This is a genomic window from Nostoc sp. 2RC (assembly GCF_014222165.1).
Taxonomy (GTDB): domain Bacteria; phylum Cyanobacteriota; class Cyanobacteriia; order Cyanobacteriales; family Nostocaceae; genus Nostoc; species Nostoc linckia.
In genome coordinates this window covers 1-20,560 of the sequence record NZ_JACKZU010000130.1, presented here as the reverse complement: position 1 = coordinate 20,560, position 20,560 = coordinate 1, and the positions used below count along the sequence as shown (strand labels likewise).

General features: G+C 37.9%; 19 protein-coding genes. 11 read left to right on the top strand and 8 right to left on the bottom strand.

From position 1 onward, the window contains the following. Nucleotides 1–596: 596 nt before the first annotated feature. The 10 genes from GNE10_RS16270 (at nucleotide 597) to GNE10_RS16225 (ending at nucleotide 11,894) form a co-directional block, all read left to right on the top strand. On the top strand, nucleotides 597–1,877 hold the full coding sequence (locus tag GNE10_RS16270) for a nucleotide sugar dehydrogenase (RefSeq protein WP_185566075.1): 1,281 nt from the start codon (nucleotides 597–599) through the stop codon (nucleotides 1,875–1,877). A gap of 10 nt (nucleotides 1,878–1,887) precedes the next feature. Continuing rightward, nucleotides 1,888–2,952 (top strand): NAD-dependent epimerase, encoded by a 1,065-nt coding sequence (locus tag GNE10_RS16265; RefSeq protein ID WP_221642867.1) that lies wholly within the window; start codon nucleotides 1,888–1,890, stop codon nucleotides 2,950–2,952. Next, nucleotides 2,949–4,106 carry a glycosyltransferase family 4 protein gene (locus GNE10_RS16260; protein WP_185566074.1) on the top strand — a complete coding sequence of 386 codons (1,158 nt, stop codon included), beginning with the start codon at nucleotides 2,949–2,951 and terminating at the stop codon, nucleotides 4,104–4,106. Before GNE10_RS16265 ends, GNE10_RS16260 begins: the two co-directional genes overlap by 4 nt. 101 nt (nucleotides 4,107–4,207) lie before the next feature. Next, the gene (locus tag GNE10_RS16255) at nucleotides 4,208–4,864 is read left to right on the top strand and encodes a sugar transferase (protein ID WP_185566073.1); all 657 of its coding nucleotides are present in this window, start codon (nucleotides 4,208–4,210) and stop codon (nucleotides 4,862–4,864) included. A 43-nt stretch (nucleotides 4,865–4,907) separates the two neighbouring features. Then, nucleotides 4,908–5,831 carry a hypothetical protein gene (locus GNE10_RS16250; RefSeq protein WP_185566072.1) on the top strand — a complete coding sequence of 308 codons (924 nt, stop codon included), beginning with the start codon at nucleotides 4,908–4,910 and terminating at the stop codon, nucleotides 5,829–5,831. Then, on the top strand, nucleotides 5,828–6,688 hold the full coding sequence (locus tag GNE10_RS16245; protein ID WP_260446906.1) for a hypothetical protein: 861 nt from the start codon (nucleotides 5,828–5,830) through the stop codon (nucleotides 6,686–6,688). Before GNE10_RS16250 ends, GNE10_RS16245 begins: the two co-directional genes overlap by 4 nt. Nucleotides 6,689–6,754: 66 nt before the next feature. Continuing rightward, a complete protein-coding gene (locus GNE10_RS16240; RefSeq protein ID WP_185566071.1) occupies nucleotides 6,755–7,828 on the top strand; it encodes a GNAT family N-acetyltransferase in 1,074 nt (357 codons plus the stop codon). Between the two features lie 56 nt (nucleotides 7,829–7,884). Then, entirely contained in the window at nucleotides 7,885–9,075 is a 1,191-nt protein-coding gene (locus GNE10_RS16235; RefSeq protein ID WP_185566070.1) for a DegT/DnrJ/EryC1/StrS aminotransferase family protein, read from the top strand. Nucleotides 9,076–9,244: 169 nt separating this feature from the next. Beyond that, a complete protein-coding gene (locus GNE10_RS16230; RefSeq protein WP_185566069.1) occupies nucleotides 9,245–11,443 on the top strand; it encodes a polysaccharide biosynthesis tyrosine autokinase in 2,199 nt (732 codons plus the stop codon). Further along, nucleotides 11,388–11,894: a hypothetical protein gene (locus GNE10_RS16225; protein ID WP_185566068.1), complete on the top strand. Its 507-nt coding sequence runs from the start codon at nucleotides 11,388–11,390 to the stop codon at nucleotides 11,892–11,894. Before GNE10_RS16230 ends, GNE10_RS16225 begins: the two co-directional genes overlap by 56 nt. A 7-nt stretch (nucleotides 11,895–11,901) precedes the next feature. Here GNE10_RS16225 and purT read toward each other — a convergent pair whose 3' ends face one another. From purT to GNE10_RS16190, 8 genes are all read right to left on the bottom strand, one after another. Next, on the bottom strand, nucleotides 11,902–13,065 hold the full coding sequence (gene purT / locus GNE10_RS16220; RefSeq protein ID WP_185566067.1) for a formate-dependent phosphoribosylglycinamide formyltransferase: 1,164 nt from the start codon (nucleotides 13,063–13,065) through the stop codon (nucleotides 11,902–11,904). Between the two features lie 99 nt (nucleotides 13,066–13,164). After that, complete coding sequence (locus GNE10_RS16215; RefSeq protein WP_185566066.1) at nucleotides 13,165–13,644, bottom strand: pentapeptide repeat-containing protein; 480 nt, start codon at nucleotides 13,642–13,644, stop codon at nucleotides 13,165–13,167. A gap of 286 nt (nucleotides 13,645–13,930) precedes the next feature. Further along, complete coding sequence (locus GNE10_RS16210) at nucleotides 13,931–15,691, bottom strand: ABC transporter permease subunit (RefSeq protein ID WP_185566065.1); 1,761 nt, start codon at nucleotides 15,689–15,691, stop codon at nucleotides 13,931–13,933. Nucleotides 15,692–15,802: 111 nt separating this feature from the next. Continuing rightward, on the bottom strand, nucleotides 15,803–16,753 hold the full coding sequence (locus GNE10_RS16205) for an ABC transporter ATP-binding protein (RefSeq protein ID WP_185566064.1): 951 nt from the start codon (nucleotides 16,751–16,753) through the stop codon (nucleotides 15,803–15,805). 405 nt (nucleotides 16,754–17,158) lie between these two features. Continuing rightward, nucleotides 17,159–18,013 (bottom strand): mechanosensitive ion channel family protein, encoded by an 855-nt coding sequence (locus tag GNE10_RS16200; protein ID WP_099071931.1) that lies wholly within the window; start codon nucleotides 18,011–18,013, stop codon nucleotides 17,159–17,161. Between the two features lie 260 nt (nucleotides 18,014–18,273). Further along, nucleotides 18,274–18,663 (bottom strand): alr0857 family protein, encoded by a 390-nt coding sequence (locus tag GNE10_RS16195; RefSeq protein ID WP_185566063.1) that lies wholly within the window; start codon nucleotides 18,661–18,663, stop codon nucleotides 18,274–18,276. 53 nt (nucleotides 18,664–18,716) lie between these two features. Continuing rightward, a complete protein-coding gene (locus GNE10_RS35455; RefSeq protein ID WP_221642866.1) occupies nucleotides 18,717–18,875 on the bottom strand; it encodes a hypothetical protein in 159 nt (52 codons plus the stop codon). Nucleotides 18,876–19,097: 222 nt separating this feature from the next. Beyond that, nucleotides 19,098–19,346 (bottom strand): hypothetical protein, encoded by a 249-nt coding sequence (locus tag GNE10_RS16190; protein ID WP_099071933.1) that lies wholly within the window; start codon nucleotides 19,344–19,346, stop codon nucleotides 19,098–19,100. Nucleotides 19,347–19,417: 71 nt separating this feature from the next. Here GNE10_RS16190 and GNE10_RS16185 point away from each other — a divergent pair, with 71 nt between their 5' ends. Beyond that, nucleotides 19,418–19,753, top strand: a complete 336-nt coding sequence (locus GNE10_RS16185; protein ID WP_185566062.1) for a ribbon-helix-helix domain-containing protein — start codon at nucleotides 19,418–19,420, stop codon at nucleotides 19,751–19,753. Nucleotides 19,754–20,560: the final 807 nt, after the last annotated feature.

The following is a 20,560-nucleotide window of genomic DNA, read 5'->3' as shown; positions in this document are numbered from 1 at the left end:
CATCTCCCCTGCCCCCTCCCCCCTGCTCGGTAGGTAATGGTGAGTAAGAAGTAGGAAATCAATCTTTTCTATTTATACAGAATTTTTTCAAAAATCAAATAGAAGTTCCATATCAGAATAACTACTTGTAGACGCTTCCGTAAGTGTGGTTATGTCTTTTTATTTGTATAAGCTCCGCCAATTTGGCATAACTCAGACAACAAAACAGTGCTACAAAAATGAAATAGAAATCAAAAAGCAACAATAGCTAACACACATATTAGTTGTCAGTTACAACACGTCTAAATAGCATAATTGCCTGTGACTTTATTGAAAGCTAACCGTTAACGGTCAACAGTCAATATAAAATATATGCTTTTTCAAATGTGGTTTAATTTACAATTACTCAATTTGGTCATCTTCGATTGTTTACCATTAACCAAAAATTATAAAAATTCAGCAATTATGATTGATAAATATAGCATTCTAGTGCGATTGCTATATATTTCTATCTGATTTTTTAATTGTTGTGAATCATTGCTGAATTGTTATCAAAAATTTCAGAAAAGTCATAAAAAATGACTCATGACATATTGTAAATCTAATTTTTTTGAAATATGAGCAACCGCATTGCAGTTATTGGTCTTGGCTACGTTGGTCTACCTGTTGCCTTGGCATTTGCGAAAAAATTTCCTTATACAATCGGATTTGATATCAATTTAGAGAAGATTAAAAGTTTAAAGCAAGGTATCGATCGCACCAATCAAGTTTCCAGCGAAGAGTTAAGAAATTCTAGTCTGATCGTTACTTCAGAACTCTACGATTTAGTAGATGCCAACTTTTTTATCGTTGCTGTACCAACACCAGTTGACCGCAACCATAATCCCGATTTGAGTTTACTCATTAAAGCTTCTGAACTGGTGGGTAAAGTCTTACAACCAGGAGCGATCGTGGTGTATGAATCTACGGTTTATCCAGGAGTCACGGAGGATATTTGCAAAGCAACTTTGGCCAAAGTCTCAAACTTGCAACCTGGTATTGATTTCAAATTGGGCTATTCTCCAGAACGGATAAATCCGGGTGACAAAGCTCATACACTAGAAAAGATTGTCAAAGTCGTAGCTGGGGAAGATGCAGAAACTCTCGAACGAGTTGCAAGTGTATACACAGCAATTATTGATGCTGGTGTTTATCGTACCTCCTCGATTAAAGTAGCTGAGGCAGCTAAAGTCATTGAAAATACTCAGCGAGACTTAAATATTGCTTTGATGAACGAACTAGCCTTAATATGCGATCGCCTTGGTATCCGCACCCATGATGTTTTAGCTGCTGCTCGCACCAAATGGAACTTTTTACCATTTACTCCAGGACTTGTTGGTGGTCACTGCATTGGGGTTGACCCTTACTATCTCACTACCAAAGCAGAAGAATTGGGATATCATCCCGAAGTCATCCTCGCTGGTCGTCGAATTAACGACAGTATGGGTACTTATCTCGGTCAGCGTTTTGTCAAACTCTTAGTTGAAGCTAACCTATCGATTAAACAAGCACGGATAGGAATTCTCGGTCTCACCTTTAAAGAAAACGTACCTGATATTCGCAATAGCCGCATACCAGATATGGTCAAAGAGTTGCAGCAATTTGGTATTGAACCACTCTTACACGATCCTCTGGTAGATCCTGATGAAGCACAGCAAGAATATGGAATTGATTTAGTTGATTGGCATAACCTATGTGATTTAGATGGATTAATACTTGCAGTCGGTCATCAAGCTTATTTAGATATACCTTGCGAACAACTTCTCAAGTGTTTGCGTCCAGGTGGAGTATTGATGGATATCAAATCTATTTTCAGTCAAACTTCAATACCATCCCACATTCATTACTGGAGTCTATAGGAGAAACATCATGGTCAAGATTTTAGTGACTGGTGCTGCTGGTTTTATTGGATTTCATCTCAGCCAACGTCTATTGACCAGAGGTGACGAAGTTGTTGGTCTTGATAACCTCAATGATTACTACGATGTCTTCTTGAAAAAAGACCGTCTAGCTCAATTACAGGAAAAACCAGGTTTTAGTTTTTATCAACTCGACTTAGCAGACTCGGTAGGTATAGCCCAACTCTTTGCCGAACAACACTTTGATGTGGTGGTTAATTTAGCAGCACAGGCTGGCGTTCGATACTCCATCAAGAACCCCCATGCGTATGTAAACAGTAACTTAGTGGGGTTTATTAACATCCTGGAAGGTTGTCGTCATTCAGATGTTCAACATTTAGTATTTGCTTCCTCTAGTTCTGTTTATGGTGCTAATACTAAAATGCCTTTTTCTGTTCACGACAATGTAGACCATCCAGTTAGTTTATACGCTGCTACTAAAAAAGCTAATGAATTAATGGCTCACAGTTATAGCCATTTGTATAATTTACCAACAACTGGACTCCGCTTCTTTACTGTTTATGGGCCGTGGGGTCGTCCAGATATGGCGCTATTTTTGTTTACCAAAGCAATTTTGGCAAAACAACCAATAGATGTGTTTAATTACGGAAAAATGCGCCGAGATTTTACTTATATTGACGACATTGTAGAAGGTGTTGTGCGAGTGATGGATAAAATTCCTCAGCCAAATCTCGCTTGGTCGGGAGCATCTCCAGACCCAGGAAGCAGTAAAGCTCCTTATAAAATTTACAACATAGGTAACAATCAACCAGTTGAATTAATGCGCTTTATAGAAGTATTGGAAGATTGTTTGGGAGTCAAAGCACAAAAAAATTTACTACCTCTGCAACCGGGTGATGTGCCCATTACTTATGCAGATGTTGATGATTTAGTTAAAGATGTAGGCTTTAAACCCAGCACACCTATTGAAATAGGAATTCAACGTTTTGTAGCTTGGTATTGTGCTTATTATCAAAAATCTAGCCATAGAACAACCCAAAATTTTGGGGTGAGGGTAGGGAGTAGGGAACAATGAAAATACTGCATGTTTGTGCAATTGGAGGTACTGTTGAGACACTTTTACGACCTCAAATTGATTATTTTTTGTCTCAAAATTTATCAGTTGAAATAGCTTGTTCTCCAAGTGTAGAAGTTGAAAAACTCCAACAACAGGGTTATATCATTCACCCAATTGAAATTGACCGTCGGATTTCTCCTCTGAGGAATTTGAGAAGTATTTATCAATTAACACAATTAATCAGACAAAAGCAGTATGACCTCGTTCACGTACACACTCCCATTGCTGCTGTTTTGGGTCGGATTGCTGCTAAATTAGCTGGTGTCAAAAGAATTGTCTATACTGCTCACGGCTTTCCGTTTCACGATCGCTCCTCATCTCGTGAATATCGTTTTTATTTTACTGTTGAGAAATTGACTGCTTTAATCACTGATTTGATTCTCACTCAAAATTATGAAGATATTGCCACAGCGAAGAAATTAAATCTTTGTCCGCCAACAAAATTGCGTTATTTGGGTAACGGTGTAGATATTCATCGCTTCCAACGCGATCGCCTCAATTATGCTCATCAAATTGAATTACGAAAATCTTTAGGTATCCCCGATTATACTGACTTAATTATTGGCACAATTGGACGACTCACTCAGAAAAAAGGTAGTGGATATTTAATTGAAGCCGCAGCGAAATTACTGCCTTATTTTCCCAATTTGCAAGTTTTAGTCATTGGCTCTCAACTTAGTAGCGACCCAGAACCTTTTCAAAAACAATTAATTCAAAAAATTCATGATTTGGGACTGGAAAAACATGTTATTTTAACAGGAGAAAGGCGAGATATTCCAGAACTTTTAGGATTATTAGATATCTTCACTTTGCCCACATTCACCCATGAAGGATTACCGCGTTCTATCCTTGAGGCAATGTCAATGAATTTACCAGTGGTGGCTACAGATATTCGCGGTTGTCGAGAAGCGGTAATTCATGGACGAACAGGTTTAATTGTCGCACCTAAAAATACTGAAAAGTTAGCTGAAGCTTTGGGAATTTTATTGTCTAACTCTCAACTGCGACAAAGTTATGGCCAAGCTGGTCGCCAACGTGTTGAAGCTGATTATGATGAAGAATTAGTTTTTCAACGACTGAATAAGCACTATCAAGAATTAGGTATTTATTGATTAGTAGGGATTGGTGTTAAGTAACATAGTAATAATGTTTTGAAGTGCAAAGGTACGCACAGATAAAGCATGAGAAGGTTTTGAGATGGGAGGGGGTATTGATGAATGATCATAATTTTAAGGATACTAAGCTTAAGAGATATAGCAGAGTAATTAAATCTATATTGGATAGAGTTGTAGGGGCGATCGCTTTAATTTTTCTTGCTCCTTTATTGTTGGGTGTAGCTATTGCTATTTATTTGCGGATGGGTAGTCCAGTTGTTTTTATTCAACCTCGTCCTGGAAAAAATGCTCGGATTTTTAACTTTTATAAATTCCGGACGATGACGAATGAATGTGATGCCCAAGGGAATCTTCTTGCTGATGAAAACCGCCTCACAGCTTTGGGGAAATTTTTACGTCAAACGAGTCTTGATGAATTACCTCAACTTTGGAATGTGTTGAAGGGAGATATGAGTTTTGTTGGGCCTCGTCCATTGTTAGTAAAGTATCTTGACCTTTACACACCCCAACAAGCACGTCGTCATGAAGTAAAACCCGGTATCACTGGCTGGGCACAAGTTAACGGTCGGCGCACATTAGATCGGTTTTGGGATAAAAAATTTGAATTGGATGTTTGGTATATCGAACACTGGAGTTTGTGGCTTGATTTAAAAATTTTATTAATGACTGTATGGCAAGTAATCCAGCGAAAAAGTATTAGTCAGGAAGGACATGTTACTTCAGAGGAATTCACAGGCCAACTTAAAGAACAATAACTAGGGTTTTCGTCGGCTATAGAATTACAGGAAGTGAAAAAGTATGAATCTGCAACAAATACCAGATGTTGACGCAGCGGTGTTAACTTCAATGACTGAAGAAGAATGCGCTGATTGGTATCGCCAACGCGGAACACATGTGATTCGCCATCGCCATCGCTATTGGAAGGAAACAGTACGAGGTTTTTATCAGCCGTTGCATTGGTTAGCGCGTTTGAGTATCCAAGAAGCAAATTCCCCGACGCCCTTATCTTGGGGATTCCAAACAACATTATCTGATGTTGACGCAAGTACAGCTAACGCTTCCATGCCAATTCATTGGTTACCCAATCTAGAAAACTATGATTTCCACAGTCTGACATCAAATCGGCGAAATCATCTGCGAAAGTGTTACAAGCGAATCAACATTGTGCATCTAGATAAATCGACGCTTTTGCAACAGCAAGGATACGAAGTTTTGATGTCAGCATTGAAGCGAACGGCTTATCGTCAGATACCTTCTAAAAAAGACTATTTAAAAGAACTTGCTGATTATCCCACCCCTGAAAAACGATTAATTCTTGCGGGTATTAAGGGTGAGGAACTTCTTGGTTATATCACAGGATATGCGGTTAACAGCATTGCTTATATTGATGAAGTAATAATTGCAACTGAAGCATTATCTACTTACATTGGTACGGGATTGTTATTTGAATTTGCACAAGTCTGTCGTCGGTCTGGGTTAATTCGCGAGTTGGTTAACGGTTTACATTCACGAGAAGATGAAAACCTTTGTGTCTTCAAGGAAGGAATGGGTTTTCAAGTCAAGCATATTCCTGCAAAGGTACAAATTAACCCCATTGTTAAGCAATTTATTCAGTGGCGATATCCACATAAGTATTATCGCTTGGTGGGTGGTTTTCAGGTGCGTTCCCACGAGAAGACGTTTTTCACTAATACTCAAAATACGAAAATTAAAGGAGTATGAATTTTCAACAAATCCGAGATTTATCCGAAGCACAGCTAACCTCAATGACTGAAGAAGAATTTGCCAGGTGGCGCTGCAAGGAAGGTGCAAATGTTGTCTTTCATGGTGGGTGTTATTGGGAACAACGGCGTTTTGGTTTCTATCAGCCAATCCATTTATTAACCCGCTTGCAAATTCAACAGGTAACTCGTCCGATACAATTTTGCTGGGGATTTTTAGCATCGTTGTGTGAGGATGATGCGGTCAGTGCTAACGCATCAATTCCTATTCATTTATTGTCTAATATCCAAGACTACGATTTATATAGCATCAACAAAAACAGCAGACAAAACATCCGCAAAAATCGGCATTTATTTGACATTGTGGAGTTAACTGATACGCGGTTACTAGAAGAACAGGGATATGATGTTTTTCTCTCAGCAACTACAAGAACGCGATGGAAATCATCCCTTTCTAGAGAAAAATATATAGTCAAACTTGTAGATTATGTTGTGCCCAAACGTCGGCTGATTCTTGCGGGACTTAATGATACGAAACTTTGCGGTTATATCACTGGTTACGCCATCAACGGCACTGCATACGGAGAAGATCTCTACATCAGCACTGAGGCATCAGAATACAATCTCAACAGAATATTGCTTTTTGAATTTGTGCAAGTTTGCCGTCGTTCTGGTGGAATTTATGAGTTTGCCATCGGTCAACACTGGCGAGAAAAACCGGGAGTTGTGGAATTCAAAGAAAAAATGGGCTTTCCCATCACTCATATACCTGCCAAAGTGGAGATAAATCCGCTCATTGAGCAATTTATCCGTTGGAAGTATCCACATCAATACTATCGTTTAACTGGGCACGATTGAGATTAAAAGAATACTGCTCATTTAAAAGATATCCATTGAATTAAATATTGAATATAGGAGAAATCAATGGATTATAAAATAATTAATTTGTCAGATCCATTATGGCGGCAAATTTTAAATCAATTAAAGTATGATATTTATCATCTACCGGAATATGTAGATTTAGAAGCTAAAAGAATTAATGCTATTCCGGAAGCTATATTGATATTTGAAAATGAAAAGATATTATTTTTACCTTATTTATTACGTTGTGTCGATAATTTATTTGAGATAAAGACTGATATTCCATTGATTTGGGATATTGTATCTCCTTATGGTTATCCTGGAATTTTATACAATCAAGCCGCAGCTGATACGCCGGAGTTTTTGCAATTAGCCGTAAATCAGTTAATTTTAGTATTAGGCGATCGCCAAATTTGTTCGGCATTTTTAAGGCTACATCCAATACTCAATCAAGGATTAAATGAGGTTTTCCCTTTTGGTTTCTGTCAAATCAGTGGAGAAACTGTGTCGGTAGATTTAAGCTTATCCACAGCAGAAATTTGGCATCAAACTAGACCAGAACATCGCAATCATATCAATCGATGTAAACGTTATGGTTTTAGTGCCAAAATGGTTAAGTTAGAAGAATATATAGATAAATTTATGGCTATATATCATGAAACAATGAATCGTGTAGAAGCCAAAAATTATTTTTATTTTGATGAAAATTATTTTCAAAATCTAGCTAAATTAGATAAAAATATTCATTTATGCCTCATCGAATTTAACGATACAATTGCTTGTGCAGGAATATTTACCGAATGTTGTGAAATAGTGCAATATCATCTAGGAGGAACAAAAAACGAGTTTTTAAAACAAGCTCCTAGTAAATTAATGTTTGATTACGTTCGATTTTGGGCTAAAGAACGGGGCAATAAATTTTTGCATTTAGGCGGTGGTGTTGGTTCAACTAAAGATAGTCTCTACAATTTCAAAGCAGGGTTTTCTAAACAAAGACATTTATTTTTAACACTACGCTTAATTACAGACCAAGAAAAATATAATTCTTTAGTGGAATTACGAGCAAAAACTTTAAAAACCGCAGTCAAAAATTTAGTTGATTCAAATTTTTTCCCTGCTTATCGTTCTTTGAATTGACTGCAAACTAGGAAATCAGTCAGTTAATCAATAGCAAACCGATTCAGGTAATGTGCATGAATAAACCAATTCTGCTTTCAACACCCCACATGGGCGATGAGGAACTCGAATTTGTTAAAGAAGCTTTTGAAACAAACTGGATTGCTCCTGTTGGCCCTCATGTTGATGCTTTCGAGGCAGAATTTTGTCAAGTCACTAACGCTAGTTATGCTGTGGCTTTAAGTTCCGGTACAGCAGCTTTACATTTAGCTTTAAAATTAGTTGGTGTTGAGGCTGGAGATGAAGTTTTTTGTTCTACCTTAACGTTTATTGCTAGTGCTAATCCAATCATTTATTTAGGCGCAAAACCAGTCTTTATTGATAGCGATCGCACTTCGTGGAACATGAATCCCGAATTGTTAGCAGAAGCATTAGATAGCCGTGCCAAAACAGGTAAATTACCTAAAGCCGTTGTCCTTGTACATTTATATGGTCAAAGTGCAGATATCGACCCAATTTTGCAGGCTTGTAATCAGTATGATGTTCCCTTAATTGAAGATGCTGCTGAAGCTTTAGGAGCTACCTATAAAAAACGTTCTTTAGGAACTTTTGGACGCATTGGAATTTACTCATTTAATGGTAATAAAATTATTACTACTTCTGGCGGGGGGATGTTAGTTTCTGAGGATTTAGAATTAGTAGAAAAAGCACGTTTTCTTGCCACCCAAGCACGCGATCGCGCTCCTCATTACCAACATTCACAAATAGGTTATAACTATCGTCTCAGTAATGTTTTAGCTGGTATTGGTCGCGGTCAATTGCGTGTTTTAAATCAACGAGTAGCAGCTAGAAGGCGTAATTTTGAAATTTATTTCCAGGAATTGAAAAATTTACCAGGAATAGAATTTATGCCAGAAGCTAATTATGGATATGCTACTCGTTGGCTGACCTGTATCACAATAGATCCTCAAGCTTTTGGTGGTAACCGAGAACAACTCCGTATAGCACTTCTTGAACAGCAAATTGAATCTCGTCCGGTTTGGAAACCTTTACATATCCAACCTATTTTTGCTGAATGTCCATGTTTTGGTGGTGCAGTTGCAGAAGATTTATTTGCACGCGGTCTTTGCTTACCTTCTGGGTCTAATCTCACAAATGAAGATTTAAAAACAGTGATTAGCCAAATTCACATATTCCACGATGAAAGCCTAAAAAATCATTCCAAAATTCCCAATTCTTCACTGGTAATCAGTTATAGCAATAATTAAAAATAAATAGGAATTTTTATAAATTCATTGTCAAAATTAAGTACTCAACAGTGAGAATACAGAATTTAAAAGCGTTCTAGGATAATTTAATTTGTGATTTATCAATATTGGCTTTTGAATTCTGACATTTCATCTACAATTCAAAATCTCAAATCCCAAATCGTATTTTATGAAAACACAAGAATCTCCTGGAAATTTCGATCGCTATTGGCAAGCCATCAAGCGTCGTTGGCCTGCTGCCTTCAGTGTTTTTATTTGTGTATTTATAATTTTACAAATAGCTACGTTTTTTAAAAAACCTTACTACTTAGCAGAAGGAAAACTAAAATTCCAAAGAACTAACACTACTTCTTCTTTAACAGGAGTTGGAACAGAAATAGGTAAATTAGAGCCATTGGTAAGTGATAAAAGCAATCCTTTGAATACAGAAACAGAAGTGATTCGTTCTATTCCAATTGTTAAAGCTACTATCAATCAACTCAATCTTAGAGACAAGGAAAATGTAATTTTAACAACTAAGGAATTTCTGCAACAGTTGACAGTGAAGGAAACAAAGGGAGCGGATATTCTCAGTATTGCCTACAAAGATACAAACCCAGAAACAGCTGCACAAGTCGTTAATACTCTTATAGAAGTGTATTTAGAATACAATATAGCTGGTCATAAAACTCAAGCTGCAACTGCTCGCAAGTTTATCGAAAAACAACTGCCAAATGCAGAATTAGTGGTTCGACAGGCAGAAGCAGAACTAGCAGTTTTTAAAGAAAAAAATAAAATTGTATCCCTACAAGAAGAAGCAAATAAATCACTAGAACTCATCACTGGATTACAACAGCAAATTAGTGAAGCTCAATCTAGATTTGCTGATGTTGAAGCACAAAGTCAACAAATCAAAAAACAGTTACGAATGAACTCTCAGCAAGCCATAATTATGACTTCTTTGAGTCAAACTTCAGGGGTACAAGATATTCTGAGGGAAATCCAGCAGTTAGAATCACAGCTGGCGGCTAGGCGGAGTGTTTTACAAGATAATCATCCAGAAATTATTAATTTGGTATATAAATTACAGTCTTTAAATCAGTTACTACAACAACGAGTCAAAAACGTTGTTGGTAGCAATTCACCACAGCCAGATAATAATTTGCAACTAGGACAGTTAGAGCAACAACTTTCTGCAAGACTGGTTGATTTAGAATCAACTCGTCTGGGTTTAGCAAGTCAAATCACCACTTTATCTAATTTAGAAATTAGTTACAAAGAACGCTTAAACAATCTGCCAAGATTAGAACAGCAACAGCGACAATTAGAACGTAAGGTACAAGCAGCGCAATCTACCTATTCGCTTTTATTACAAAAATTGCAAGAAAGCCGCATAGCAGAAAATCAAAGTTTAGGTAATGCTAGTGTTCTATCGCAGGCAGAAGTTCCAGAAGAGTCCATTTCTTCTCCGATGTTTTTGTATTTAAGTACAGGTTTATTGTCTAGTTTAGCTGCATTGGCAGTTGTATATGTTTTGGAAAAAATCGATAAATCAATTAAGACAACTGAGCAAGCAAAGGAATTATTAGACTTTACTTTATTAGGGGTAATTCCTGATTTTAACAAGCCGAAAAATTATCTCCGCGGCAATGAAGAAATGGAGCTATATAGTAAAAGACTCATGGTTCGAGATGCACCGCGATCGCCTATTAATGAAGCATACCGGATGCTGCGGGCAAATCTCAAGTTTATGAGTGCTGATAAGGAACTAAAAGTTATAGTTATCACTAGTTCTGTACCCAAGGAAGGCAAATCCACAGTAGCAGCCAATTTAGCCATTACAATGGCTCAAATGGAACGCAAAATCTTATTAGTGGATGCGGATATGCGCCGTCCTGTTCAGCATAAAATTTGGGAACTAATTAATAATGAAGGTCTTAGCAATTTAATTGTTGGACAAGCTGACATTAATACAGCTATCAAACAAGTAATGGATAATTTGTATGTCCTCACTTGTGGAGTTATACCCCCGAATCCTGGTTCTCTCCTTGACTCTAAAAAAATGGCTGCATTAATTCAAACTTTTTCTGTTTACTACGATTTCGTAATTATTGATGCTCCATCATTAAATGTTGCTGCTGATGCTGCTACTCTAGGACAAATGGCTGATGGCGTATTATTTATTGTCCGTCCAGGAGTAGTTGATTGTGTTAGTGCCACCATTGCAAAAGAGCTTTTAGAAAAATCTGGTCAGAATGTCTTGGGACAGGTTATCAACGGAGTTTTTCCCCAACACGAACGCTACAGTTATTACTACTCCAATGAAGAAAATCATGAAGAATACGCAAGTGAAAAATCACCTGTCAGACTTCAATTACCTGGCTCATAATTCACAATTTACTAATATTATCCATTTCAACAATTTTTCTAGTAACAAGCAACTATTAGCTGAATTTAACTTAATATCCAGCAATGAAACCAAAAATATCAGTTACCCCACCATTGTGAACATTACAGCCACAAAAAACTACGCGTCTCAATTTGGAGACATTGGTGAATTTGTAATTACTCGTAATGGCGATCCGATTCAAGATTTAATCGTGAAGTACAGCATCGAAGGAACAGCTAAATATGGAGTAGATTACCAACCAATTGCTAATTTTGCCATTTTTCCGGCTGGAGTAAATCAGGCAGTAATTATAATCCAACCGCAAAAAAGTGACTTTCAGGGTACAAGAACAATCTTGTTAAAATTAGAAAATTTCCTCCATAACCATCGATATATGTTAGGAGAAAATTCTCAGGCAGTGGTGAATATTCTTGATGATGCTAGTTGTTAATATTGCATTAAATAATTTGAATTTTATTTGCAGCTTTAGTAGCTTTTTCCCTAGCTTCTTTGACATTCACACCTTTTGCTAAAGCTACTCCCATTCGCCGATATGGATGGGCGCTAGGTTTGCCAAATAATCGAATATCTACGTTTTTTTCTGACAAAGCATCAGCGACACCAACAAAAGTAATAGAATCAGATTTTTCAGAAGCTAAAATTACCGCACTTGCGGATGCTCCTAATTGTTCTATATGAGGAATTGGCAAGTTTAAAATAGCTCTGAGATGTAATTCAAATTCGTTGAGATTTTGGGAAATTAATGTCACCATACCTGTATCATGAGGTCTGGGAGAAAGTTCGGAAAAAATTACTTCATCTTTGGTAATGAAAAACTCAACACCAAAAATTCCCGCCCCTCCTAAAGCATCAGTGACTTTGATGGCTATTTCTTGGGCTTTTAATATCTGAGCTTGAGAAATTTCTGCCGGTTGCCACGATTCTTGATAATCGCCTCTTTCTTGGCGATGACCAATAGGAGAACAGAAAATTGTCGGGGCATTCCATTGTTTAATTGTAAGTAAAGTTATCTCGATTTCAAAATTAATAAATTCTTCTACAATTACCTTTTGACTATCACCTCTAGAATTAGCGATCGCATAATTCCAAGCTTTTTCTACTTCACTCTTATTCTGTACCACAGATTGACCTTTTCCAGATGATGACATCACTGGTTTGACAACATTTGGAAATCCAATTTCATCGGAAACAGCAATCAATTCTTCTAAACTGACTGCATAACCATATTTAGCTGTTCTAATGCCTAATTCCTCGTGTGCCAGTTCCCTAATTCTGTCACGGTTCATTGTATAATTAGTAGCCGCCGCAGTCGGAATAACTGTAATTCCCCGCTGCTCAAATTCCATGAGTTTTTCTGTTCTGATTGCTTCAATTTCTGGTATGATAAAATCTGGCTGATGCTTAGCAACTATAGCTTCTAAATCATCGCCACTGAGCATAGAAATCACTTCAAAACAGTCAGCCACCTGCATCGCCGGAGCATTGGGGTAACGGTCAACAGCAATCACATAATTACCAAGACGCTGAGCCGCGATGGTAAATTCTTTCCCTAGTTCTCCAGAACCAAGCAACATCAATTTTTGGGGCAGTTTAATACTCATTAAATCATCCAAACTCATCTCAATTTCATAATTTTATAACTTTTTTTCAAGATACATCTATGAACAAATGTTCTTATATTCCCTACTGCTTTTTTTAAGTTAATTAAACTTAGCTCCACGCAATTGTAAATCTTGGCGTTGTAGATAAGTTAAACCAGTACCTACACCAAACTGACATTTATCTACTAAAGTATCTAACCAAATAGTTTCATTCAAAGTTGCACCCCGCAAATCTGCATTCCTCAAATCAGCTTTTGTGAAATTTGCAAATAAAAGGTCAGCATTAACTAAACTGCTACCTTGTAAATTTGCTGCTGATAAATTTGCCCTAATGAAGTTGATACCATCTAAAGTTAAACCAGATAAATCTGCTTCTTGAAGATTTGGAAATTTTAGGCGACTTGGATATTTTAAAAACCGCATCAAACAAATTATATTTGCTTCATTTAGGCGCATTTTGCTTAAAAACTCATAACGAGCTATCCCCAATTGTCTGAGAATTTCCAGACGTTGTGTAGGGCTTTGTTCTAAAAACTGAATGGCTATACAGCGAAGGTCTTCAGCAGAAGGATCTAGCATGATGTTTAGATTTTTGTATTAGTTATACTGATTAAAAAATTAAAAATATTTAATTAAATTGATCCTACAGATAGATGAATAAATTTATATAAGCAATTTGTTTTTTGCTAATTTTTTGGAAAATTCTATAACTTTACTATGTAGCTAATTAATAGATAATATAACAAAAAGAAGAACCCCGACTTATCAAATAAGTCGGGGATATAACGCGTGTAAATTAAGCAAACCCCAGTTATAAACCCTGTTTTACTTCTGAATTCTGAATTCTGAATTCTGCTTCATCAAACTAACGTCCTGCCAACAATGCTTTTGTCGCAGACTCACCTGCTAATCTCACCTGTTTTGTTAACTGGAAGTTTAACAATGCCAAAACACTCACCTGGGCTAAAAATGCCATAAAAATTGTTGTCGCCTCAGAATATGATATCCCTGACCAAGGAAAAGTTGAAAACAGCCATATACTGGGATTTTTCCATGAAGACATACCGATAAATTCCAAAATCGCTGGGGGGAGGAACATAACTGCACTAACAGTTCCAATAGCCCAGAAAGAACGTTTGGGAGTTTTGAGCAAAAGTATCAATTGAGCGATGGTGGCATAAATCAACATCATGCTGATAAATAAAGCCAGGGCTAAAAGTAATTTCAACCTATTAATATTGTCACCTGCCCAATTTGGACTCTGGTCTATATCGAAAGCAGATGTCAGTGAAATCCAAACTAGCCAAGGGATACTAACGATTATAAGATTAATGGCGATCGCCACTAATGCAGGACTTTTTTCACTTGTTGTTAAATCCCACCAAATACTCTTGTTGCTTGCTTGATGTCTATATCTCGCCCAATCTTGTACAGTTTGACGGTGAGGCGTAAGAATTGCAATCAAACTGAAAAGCAACCCCACGTTATATAACGCTATCAAACTGAAATTTTCCCGAACTTGTCGATCTAAATCGAAAACTTGGTTCCAATATTGCAAGGTAAATCCCCACATCATCAACTGGCAAAAAGCAACTATTATATAACTTTGTCCCTTGTTGATTACTGAAGCTTGAGGATTACGGAAACAGCGTTTTAGTGCTTTGAAAATTCCGTAACTACAAACTCCATAATTGAATAAGTGCAAGCCGACAACACTCACAACATTTGTTCCCAGAGGTATATAGAAAAACTCCAGGTTTTGTAGCGGAGAACCATTGCTGATACGAAACAAATTCGGGAACAAATAATTAGTTACATCCCAAGGATTAAAAAGTCTCAACCAAGCACCGGAATTATTTAAACTGTTGCCATAGGACGATGCTATTATCATCGTCATAAACAACAAAAAGAAGACAGCACCACTACCCAACCACGGCTGAAAACCACTAAGCCAGCGACTAACTAATCCAAAAAGTAATGCACCACTGTAGAAGAAAATACAGCTAGCAATAACAATAGCGTAGTAACTAAAAATGTAACTCAAGGCTATGTTGGCGGAATGTCCAGCCCACAAATGTAAAGGAATGGCTACTAAGACTATCAGATAAATAAAACTCGGAACTCCTAGCAATTTGCCAGTCAAGATACTTGTTTCTGATTGGGGACTCAGGCGAATAAAATTCAACGTACCGCGACGTTCTTCTTTGACTAAATCATTAATCAGTAAATAAGTTCCTGCAACTAATAGTGTAAATATAAAAATTACACTCAAAGACAGGAATATATATTCCCAATGGTCTCGCCACCATAGCTGCCAATCAATTTGGTTTTCAGGGCAGAAATTATTGGATAGGAAATTATGGAATTCGCTAATTTTATATTGATCTGCTTGCTGATAAAGCCCTCTTTGTCGTTCCTCGTATATTTGACGTAAAAGACAATATGTACCAGTTAATGAATATCTTTCATCAGGAAATTCCCGAAGCTGATATAAATAAACTACCAGTTGCAGTAGTAGGGAAATTACCACCGCAAGCCCCACATGAAAAAATTTCAGGCGTCCTTTTAATTCCCGCAATAATTGGGGATTCGCATCGCCGATTTTGTCCATTAACTTGAGCATCATAAGGAAAAAATTCTCCAATAATGGCGAGTTATAGCTATGGTACAAACCTTTGGATTTATTCCTTTAGTGAATCCAAAATCCAAAATTTAAAATCTAAAATTCTTTGACGAATTAAGATGCTTGTTTGTGACCTAATTTTAAGAAAATAGTTTCTAAGTCTTCTTGGGTGCAGTGGAAATCACTCAAAGGAATGCCTGCTTGAATGAGCGATCGCAACAATTCGGCACAATCTTCCTGAGTCCCTGAAAAATTCACCCGCACGCTGTTTTTTCCTGGTATTACCTCCCACTGTTCTACTAAAGGATAATGCTTCAATTCACTCAAAAGTGCCTCTATTTTTCCCAAAGTAGATAACACAATTTGCTGGTGTGAAAGACGTTGATAAAGTTGCTGTAGGGAAGTACTTTCTACCAGAAAGCCAAGTTCCATGATTCCCACGGAAGTACACAATTCCGCTAAATCGCTGAGAACGTGGGAAGAAATTAATATAGTCATTCCAGCTTCTCGTAAAGCCTTGATGATTTCCCGGAAATGCATTCTCGCAATGGGGTCAAGTCCTGAAACAGGCTCATCTAGTAATAGTAAAATCGGTTCGTGGATAATGGTTCGCGCTAAACTCAAACGCTGTTTCATCCCCCGCGAGAGAGTAGAAATCATGCTGTGGCGTTTGTTACCAAGTTGGATTAATTCTAAAACTTCATGTAGTCGTTGAGTGCGGCGTGGTTCCCGCAGGCGATACAAACGCGCAAAATAATCTAAGTAGTCCCAGACTGTTAAATCTTCATACAGTGGATAGTCATCTGGTAAGTAGCCAAGACGACGCTTGAGTTTGGGGTTACTTTGATCGCGTAAAAGGCGATCGCCATTAATATAAATCTCACCCGTAGTAGGTTCCTCAGCAGTGGCCAACATCCGGATGAGAGTCGTTTTACCTGCGCCATTCGGCCCAATTAGTCCATATACTTCACCCGCCTGGATTTCTAAATCAACATCATTGACAGCAACATGTCGGTCAAATTGCTTAGTGAGTCCACGGGTGTAAATTGCTAATTCTTTTACCATCGCTGCTGGGGTGCGGCTTGTAATTAACAGTTAAGCTAACCTTTTTCTCCACCATTTGTCAGGCTGGTTTCGGAAATTGAAACTGATTTTCAAAAAATTTACAACATAAAGAAAGTAGCTAAGGCATCTACCCTAACTACTTTTTAATTCTGACAACAGATTTCCAGAAAATAAACTACACAAGCCAAGTCTACTAGCCAGCTATAAAAATTCTTTAAATTCTGACTCCTGACTCCTGACTTCTGACTCCTGAATTCTGACTCCTGACTCCTGAATTCTGACTCCTGACTCCTGAATTCTGACTCCTGACTCCTGACTTCTGACTCCTGACTTCTGACTCCTGACTTCTGACTCCTGAATTCTGAATTCTGACTCCTGACTCCTGAATTCTGACTCTTTGAATTCTCAAGTTATTTCCGATAATGGTGGAATAACAGTAGTAATCCCATTACCAGTTGAAGTGCTAATTGTATAACGATATTCAGGAACTGGATACCCAGCTTCGCCAAAGGTTTCTCGTATAGTTTTATTTGTGTCGAAGTAAACTTGCCAGTAGTGGTCATTATGGCAATAAGGACGTACTGCTAGAACTGGCCCTGCCAAGTTGAAATCGAGAATTTCCACATCCGGTGCTGGATTTTGTAGAACATTAGGAATTTGACTAATTTTCGCTTTCAAAAGAGTTATGGCTTGATTATGTTCCACATCATGATGCAGTTGAGCCAGCAAATCAACTCGACGGTAAGGATTTGCAGAAAAATTCTGAATATTATCAGCAAATATTTTGTTATTTGCCACAATCGTCAACACGTTATCAGGTGTATTGATATTGCTTGTGAACAGTCCAATTTCTGTAACAGTACCCGTGACACCGGCCGCTGTAATGAAATCACCAACTTTAAATGGTCGAAAAATAATTAAAAATGCCCCTGCTGCAAAGTTCGCCAGTAATCCCCCCCATGCTGCGCCAATGGCCACACCGGCGGCGGCTAGCAATGCAGCAAAAGAAGTTGTTTCAATGCCAAAAAAACCAAGAATTGCCACAATTAGAACAATTCTCAGCGTGACACCAATAATATTCAGAAGATAGTTAATTAGTGTCGGTTCGACTTGTTGGCTGCGGAAGGCACGTCGCAGTAGCTTTAATCCAAAATCAATCAAGCGTTGAGCAATCAGCCACAAAGCGATCGCACCTAAAATTTTCAGCCCAAACTGAGTTAAAAGTTGACTAGCAACCTGACTAATCTGTCTGAAATCCATAATTTTTTTGTTTGTGAATTATTAAACACAATCAACATACAAGAAATTGCACCACAACCACGTATCAATACTTTTTTTTTAATTTTTATTTGGCTTTTGAGAAAATTGGGAGTAGGAAATATAAATTTTTAAGAACTTAGTACTGTTCACAATGAACAGTCAACAGTCAATTACCATGTACTGTTGTTTATTTTTTGGAGTTCCTTTACCTTCTATAAAACAACAAAGGGCGAGAAATTAAACTCACCCTTTGATTTCCTTTATTCACTCATCACAGAAGTACAAGCTTGAGCTTCCTGCCACAGTTTGTGTAAAAAGAACTCGGCGCGATCGCTCATTGTGGTGACAAACACACCCACAGCATCCTCAGAACCATCTGATAGCCAAGAACCCCGCAAGGTGACTTCCACATATTCGGAATCGCACACAGACAAAGCAATAATTTCTCTGTCATCTCTTTTTACCTCAGCCTTCAGTGCTTCTACTCCCCGTAAATCAACAGGAAGCAAAAAGGAAGCTGTACTGGGTTCAACGGCCAGAGTTTGCCCGACTCGCAGAGCCAAAATCACTCGTTGCGCCACCCATTCCTCTAGCGACTGAGTGAGAAATTCTAAATAAAAGCTGCTTTCAGTGTAAGTTAATTTCAGCATTCCTTATGCTCTCCTGTTATTCCAGGTTTGCTTGCACATTTATCCAAAACTCTTCAGTCTGTACATTGCGGTATCAGATAATCTGGCGTTAAATGTTTGCTGCTACCGCAATCTTGGTAAATACAATCCCCTGGTGGTAAGACTTTTCGCCAATTAATTACTGAAAGTTTCCACATCTGCTCCCAATTTGAGTCAGTGAATTTGCCATTCACTTTCCGTGGTAAAACTCAGTAATAGAGTATTTTTTGTTACTCATAAAACAATCGCCCGCTTGATATTGCTCCCACATAGTGGTAAATAATTCTGATAAAACATCACCACGGATTGCTCTAACAGTTGCCTTGCAGTCGTCACAGCTTCACTCCTTATAAAAAACCCCCGCTTCTTCTTTACCTGAAGCGGGGGTTGGAAATTGACCGAAAATTTTTCTGGTCTTATATCGGTACAGTATTCCTTCGCCTGTACCCCCCGCTTTCTTTATCTAGTTGTGGTTTTGCTATCTGCCAACTAATGCCTAAATATCTAAACTCATCTTTACCCTCTGTGATTTGCCCATGATTTCGGCTAATACCGCCCATAAATAAATACTCCACTCCCACAGCAGCTGATTCCCAATCGGCTCGGCAATTGGTAGCGCATAAGGAAGTAGAGATGGGGTAAATGGATTTCACAGAAAATTTCACCTATTGAACATTCCTTTAAACATACTACACTTGTATTACTATCCTGTCCATACCTTTAAGGAGAAAAAGTCATGCATACAATCGCTCGCACCCCAACCACCGACATGGAAGTTACCAGCATCCGCCTAGAACGGGAACTCAAAGATAAACTCAAAGAAATCGCAGGAAATCAGGGATATCAAGCTTTGATCCGAGATATTCTTTGGAATTATGTCCAGCAAAAATCAGGTGAATGGAAGCCGCGATTTTCCAAAGCCGATATTCGAGCTAGCATAGCTGCCACAGCGCAGCAAGAAGAACGCTGTGTACTCACAGGTCAACTCATACAACCCCAACAGCCAATGTTGCTAGGACTGACGAGGAATGGCGATATGGTTCCTCTGTGTGTCGAAAGTCTGGCTGGATAGTTTCATATCCAAAGGAATGCAGCCCGATTGTTTTAATCAAAATAACCGAGCTGCATTCAAAATTTAGCTTGATTTTCTCTGCTGGTTAAATATATTTTTAAAACTTATAGTTTATTTATTTACGTTTATTTATAGTTATAATTGTGAAGTTGGTAACGGATAACCGCCAATGTTAACAACTTCTTGCCAATAACCAAACTCAAAGGCTACACCCGCCTGATATACACAGAGAATTTCCTAGAAAGCCGACGCGATCGTTCTCAAAAAAAAGGGACTTGCAAGTAAAAAAAATATTCCATTGCTACTGTAGACTCTTGAGCAAGAACAGGGTGTACAGTCAAAAAATAATCCTGTTTTTGGTACACTCCACCCAAAAACAGCGTGTAGGAAGTGGTTGAGTAGGTGTACGGACAATTGATTTTCCCCAGACCCTTCCTCTTGAGGGTTCGCAGTCAACAGCCTATGGTTTACGACCTGAAGCTATTGTTTATTTTTTGGAGTTCCCAAAGAAGTCTAGCGATCGCTGTTAAATGTTTTCAAATGCGATCGTTGAATATCTCATCTTATGAGAAGCTCTTTGCATCTAGTAGTCTACCAACCCAAAAATGCTGCGTGAGGGCTGGGGAAACGGTAAGGGATTTAAAACCTTTCCCCTTTCCCCTTTCCCCTTTACCCTTTCCCCTTTCCCCCCTAAGTCACCAAAGCGAAGTCCTAATCTTTTATCTTTCTATTTTTGATACCTTCAGCTTTTTTGTATCTTTTTGAGACTAAAACTAGATTCAAGAACAGCTTGTAAATGTACTAAAA

Bases quoted from the DNA above. Each gene is read 5' to 3' on its own strand.
- GNE10_RS16195 (WP_185566063.1), bottom strand. From the start codon at position 18,663: ATGCTGAAATTAACTTACACTGAAAGCAGCTTTTATTTAGAATTTCTC.
- GNE10_RS16205 (WP_185566064.1), bottom strand. From the start codon at position 16,753: ATGGTAAAAGAATTAGCAATTTACACCCGTGGACTCACTAAGCAATTT.
- GNE10_RS16230 (WP_185566069.1), top strand. From the start codon at position 9,245: ATGAAAACACAAGAATCTCCTGGAAATTTCGATCGCTATTGGCAAGCC.
- GNE10_RS16210 (WP_185566065.1), bottom strand. From the start codon at position 15,691: ATGATGCTCAAGTTAATGGACAAAATCGGCGATGCGAATCCCCAATTA.
- GNE10_RS16240 (WP_185566071.1), top strand. From the start codon at position 6,755: ATGGATTATAAAATAATTAATTTGTCAGATCCATTATGGCGGCAAATT.
- GNE10_RS16265 (WP_221642867.1), top strand. From the start codon at position 1,888: ATGGTCAAGATTTTAGTGACTGGTGCTGCTGGTTTTATTGGATTTCAT.
- GNE10_RS16185 (WP_185566062.1), top strand. From the start codon at position 19,418: ATGCATACAATCGCTCGCACCCCAACCACCGACATGGAAGTTACCAGC.
- GNE10_RS16245 (WP_260446906.1), top strand. From the start codon at position 5,828: ATGAATTTTCAACAAATCCGAGATTTATCCGAAGCACAGCTAACCTCA.
- GNE10_RS16250 (WP_185566072.1), top strand. From the start codon at position 4,908: ATGAATCTGCAACAAATACCAGATGTTGACGCAGCGGTGTTAACTTCA.
- GNE10_RS16225 (WP_185566068.1), top strand. From the start codon at position 11,388: ATGAAGAATACGCAAGTGAAAAATCACCTGTCAGACTTCAATTACCTG.
- GNE10_RS16200 (WP_099071931.1), bottom strand. From the start codon at position 18,013: ATGGATTTCAGACAGATTAGTCAGGTTGCTAGTCAACTTTTAACTCAG.
- GNE10_RS16235 (WP_185566070.1), top strand. From the start codon at position 7,885: ATGAATAAACCAATTCTGCTTTCAACACCCCACATGGGCGATGAGGAA.
- GNE10_RS16270 (WP_185566075.1), top strand. From the start codon at position 597: ATGAGCAACCGCATTGCAGTTATTGGTCTTGGCTACGTTGGTCTACCT.
- GNE10_RS16260 (WP_185566074.1), top strand. From the start codon at position 2,949: ATGAAAATACTGCATGTTTGTGCAATTGGAGGTACTGTTGAGACACTT.
- GNE10_RS16215 (WP_185566066.1), bottom strand. From the start codon at position 13,644: ATGCTAGATCCTTCTGCTGAAGACCTTCGCTGTATAGCCATTCAGTTT.
- purT (WP_185566067.1), bottom strand. From the start codon at position 13,065: ATGAGTATTAAACTGCCCCAAAAATTGATGTTGCTTGGTTCTGGAGAA.
- GNE10_RS16255 (WP_185566073.1), top strand. From the start codon at position 4,208: ATGAATGATCATAATTTTAAGGATACTAAGCTTAAGAGATATAGCAGA.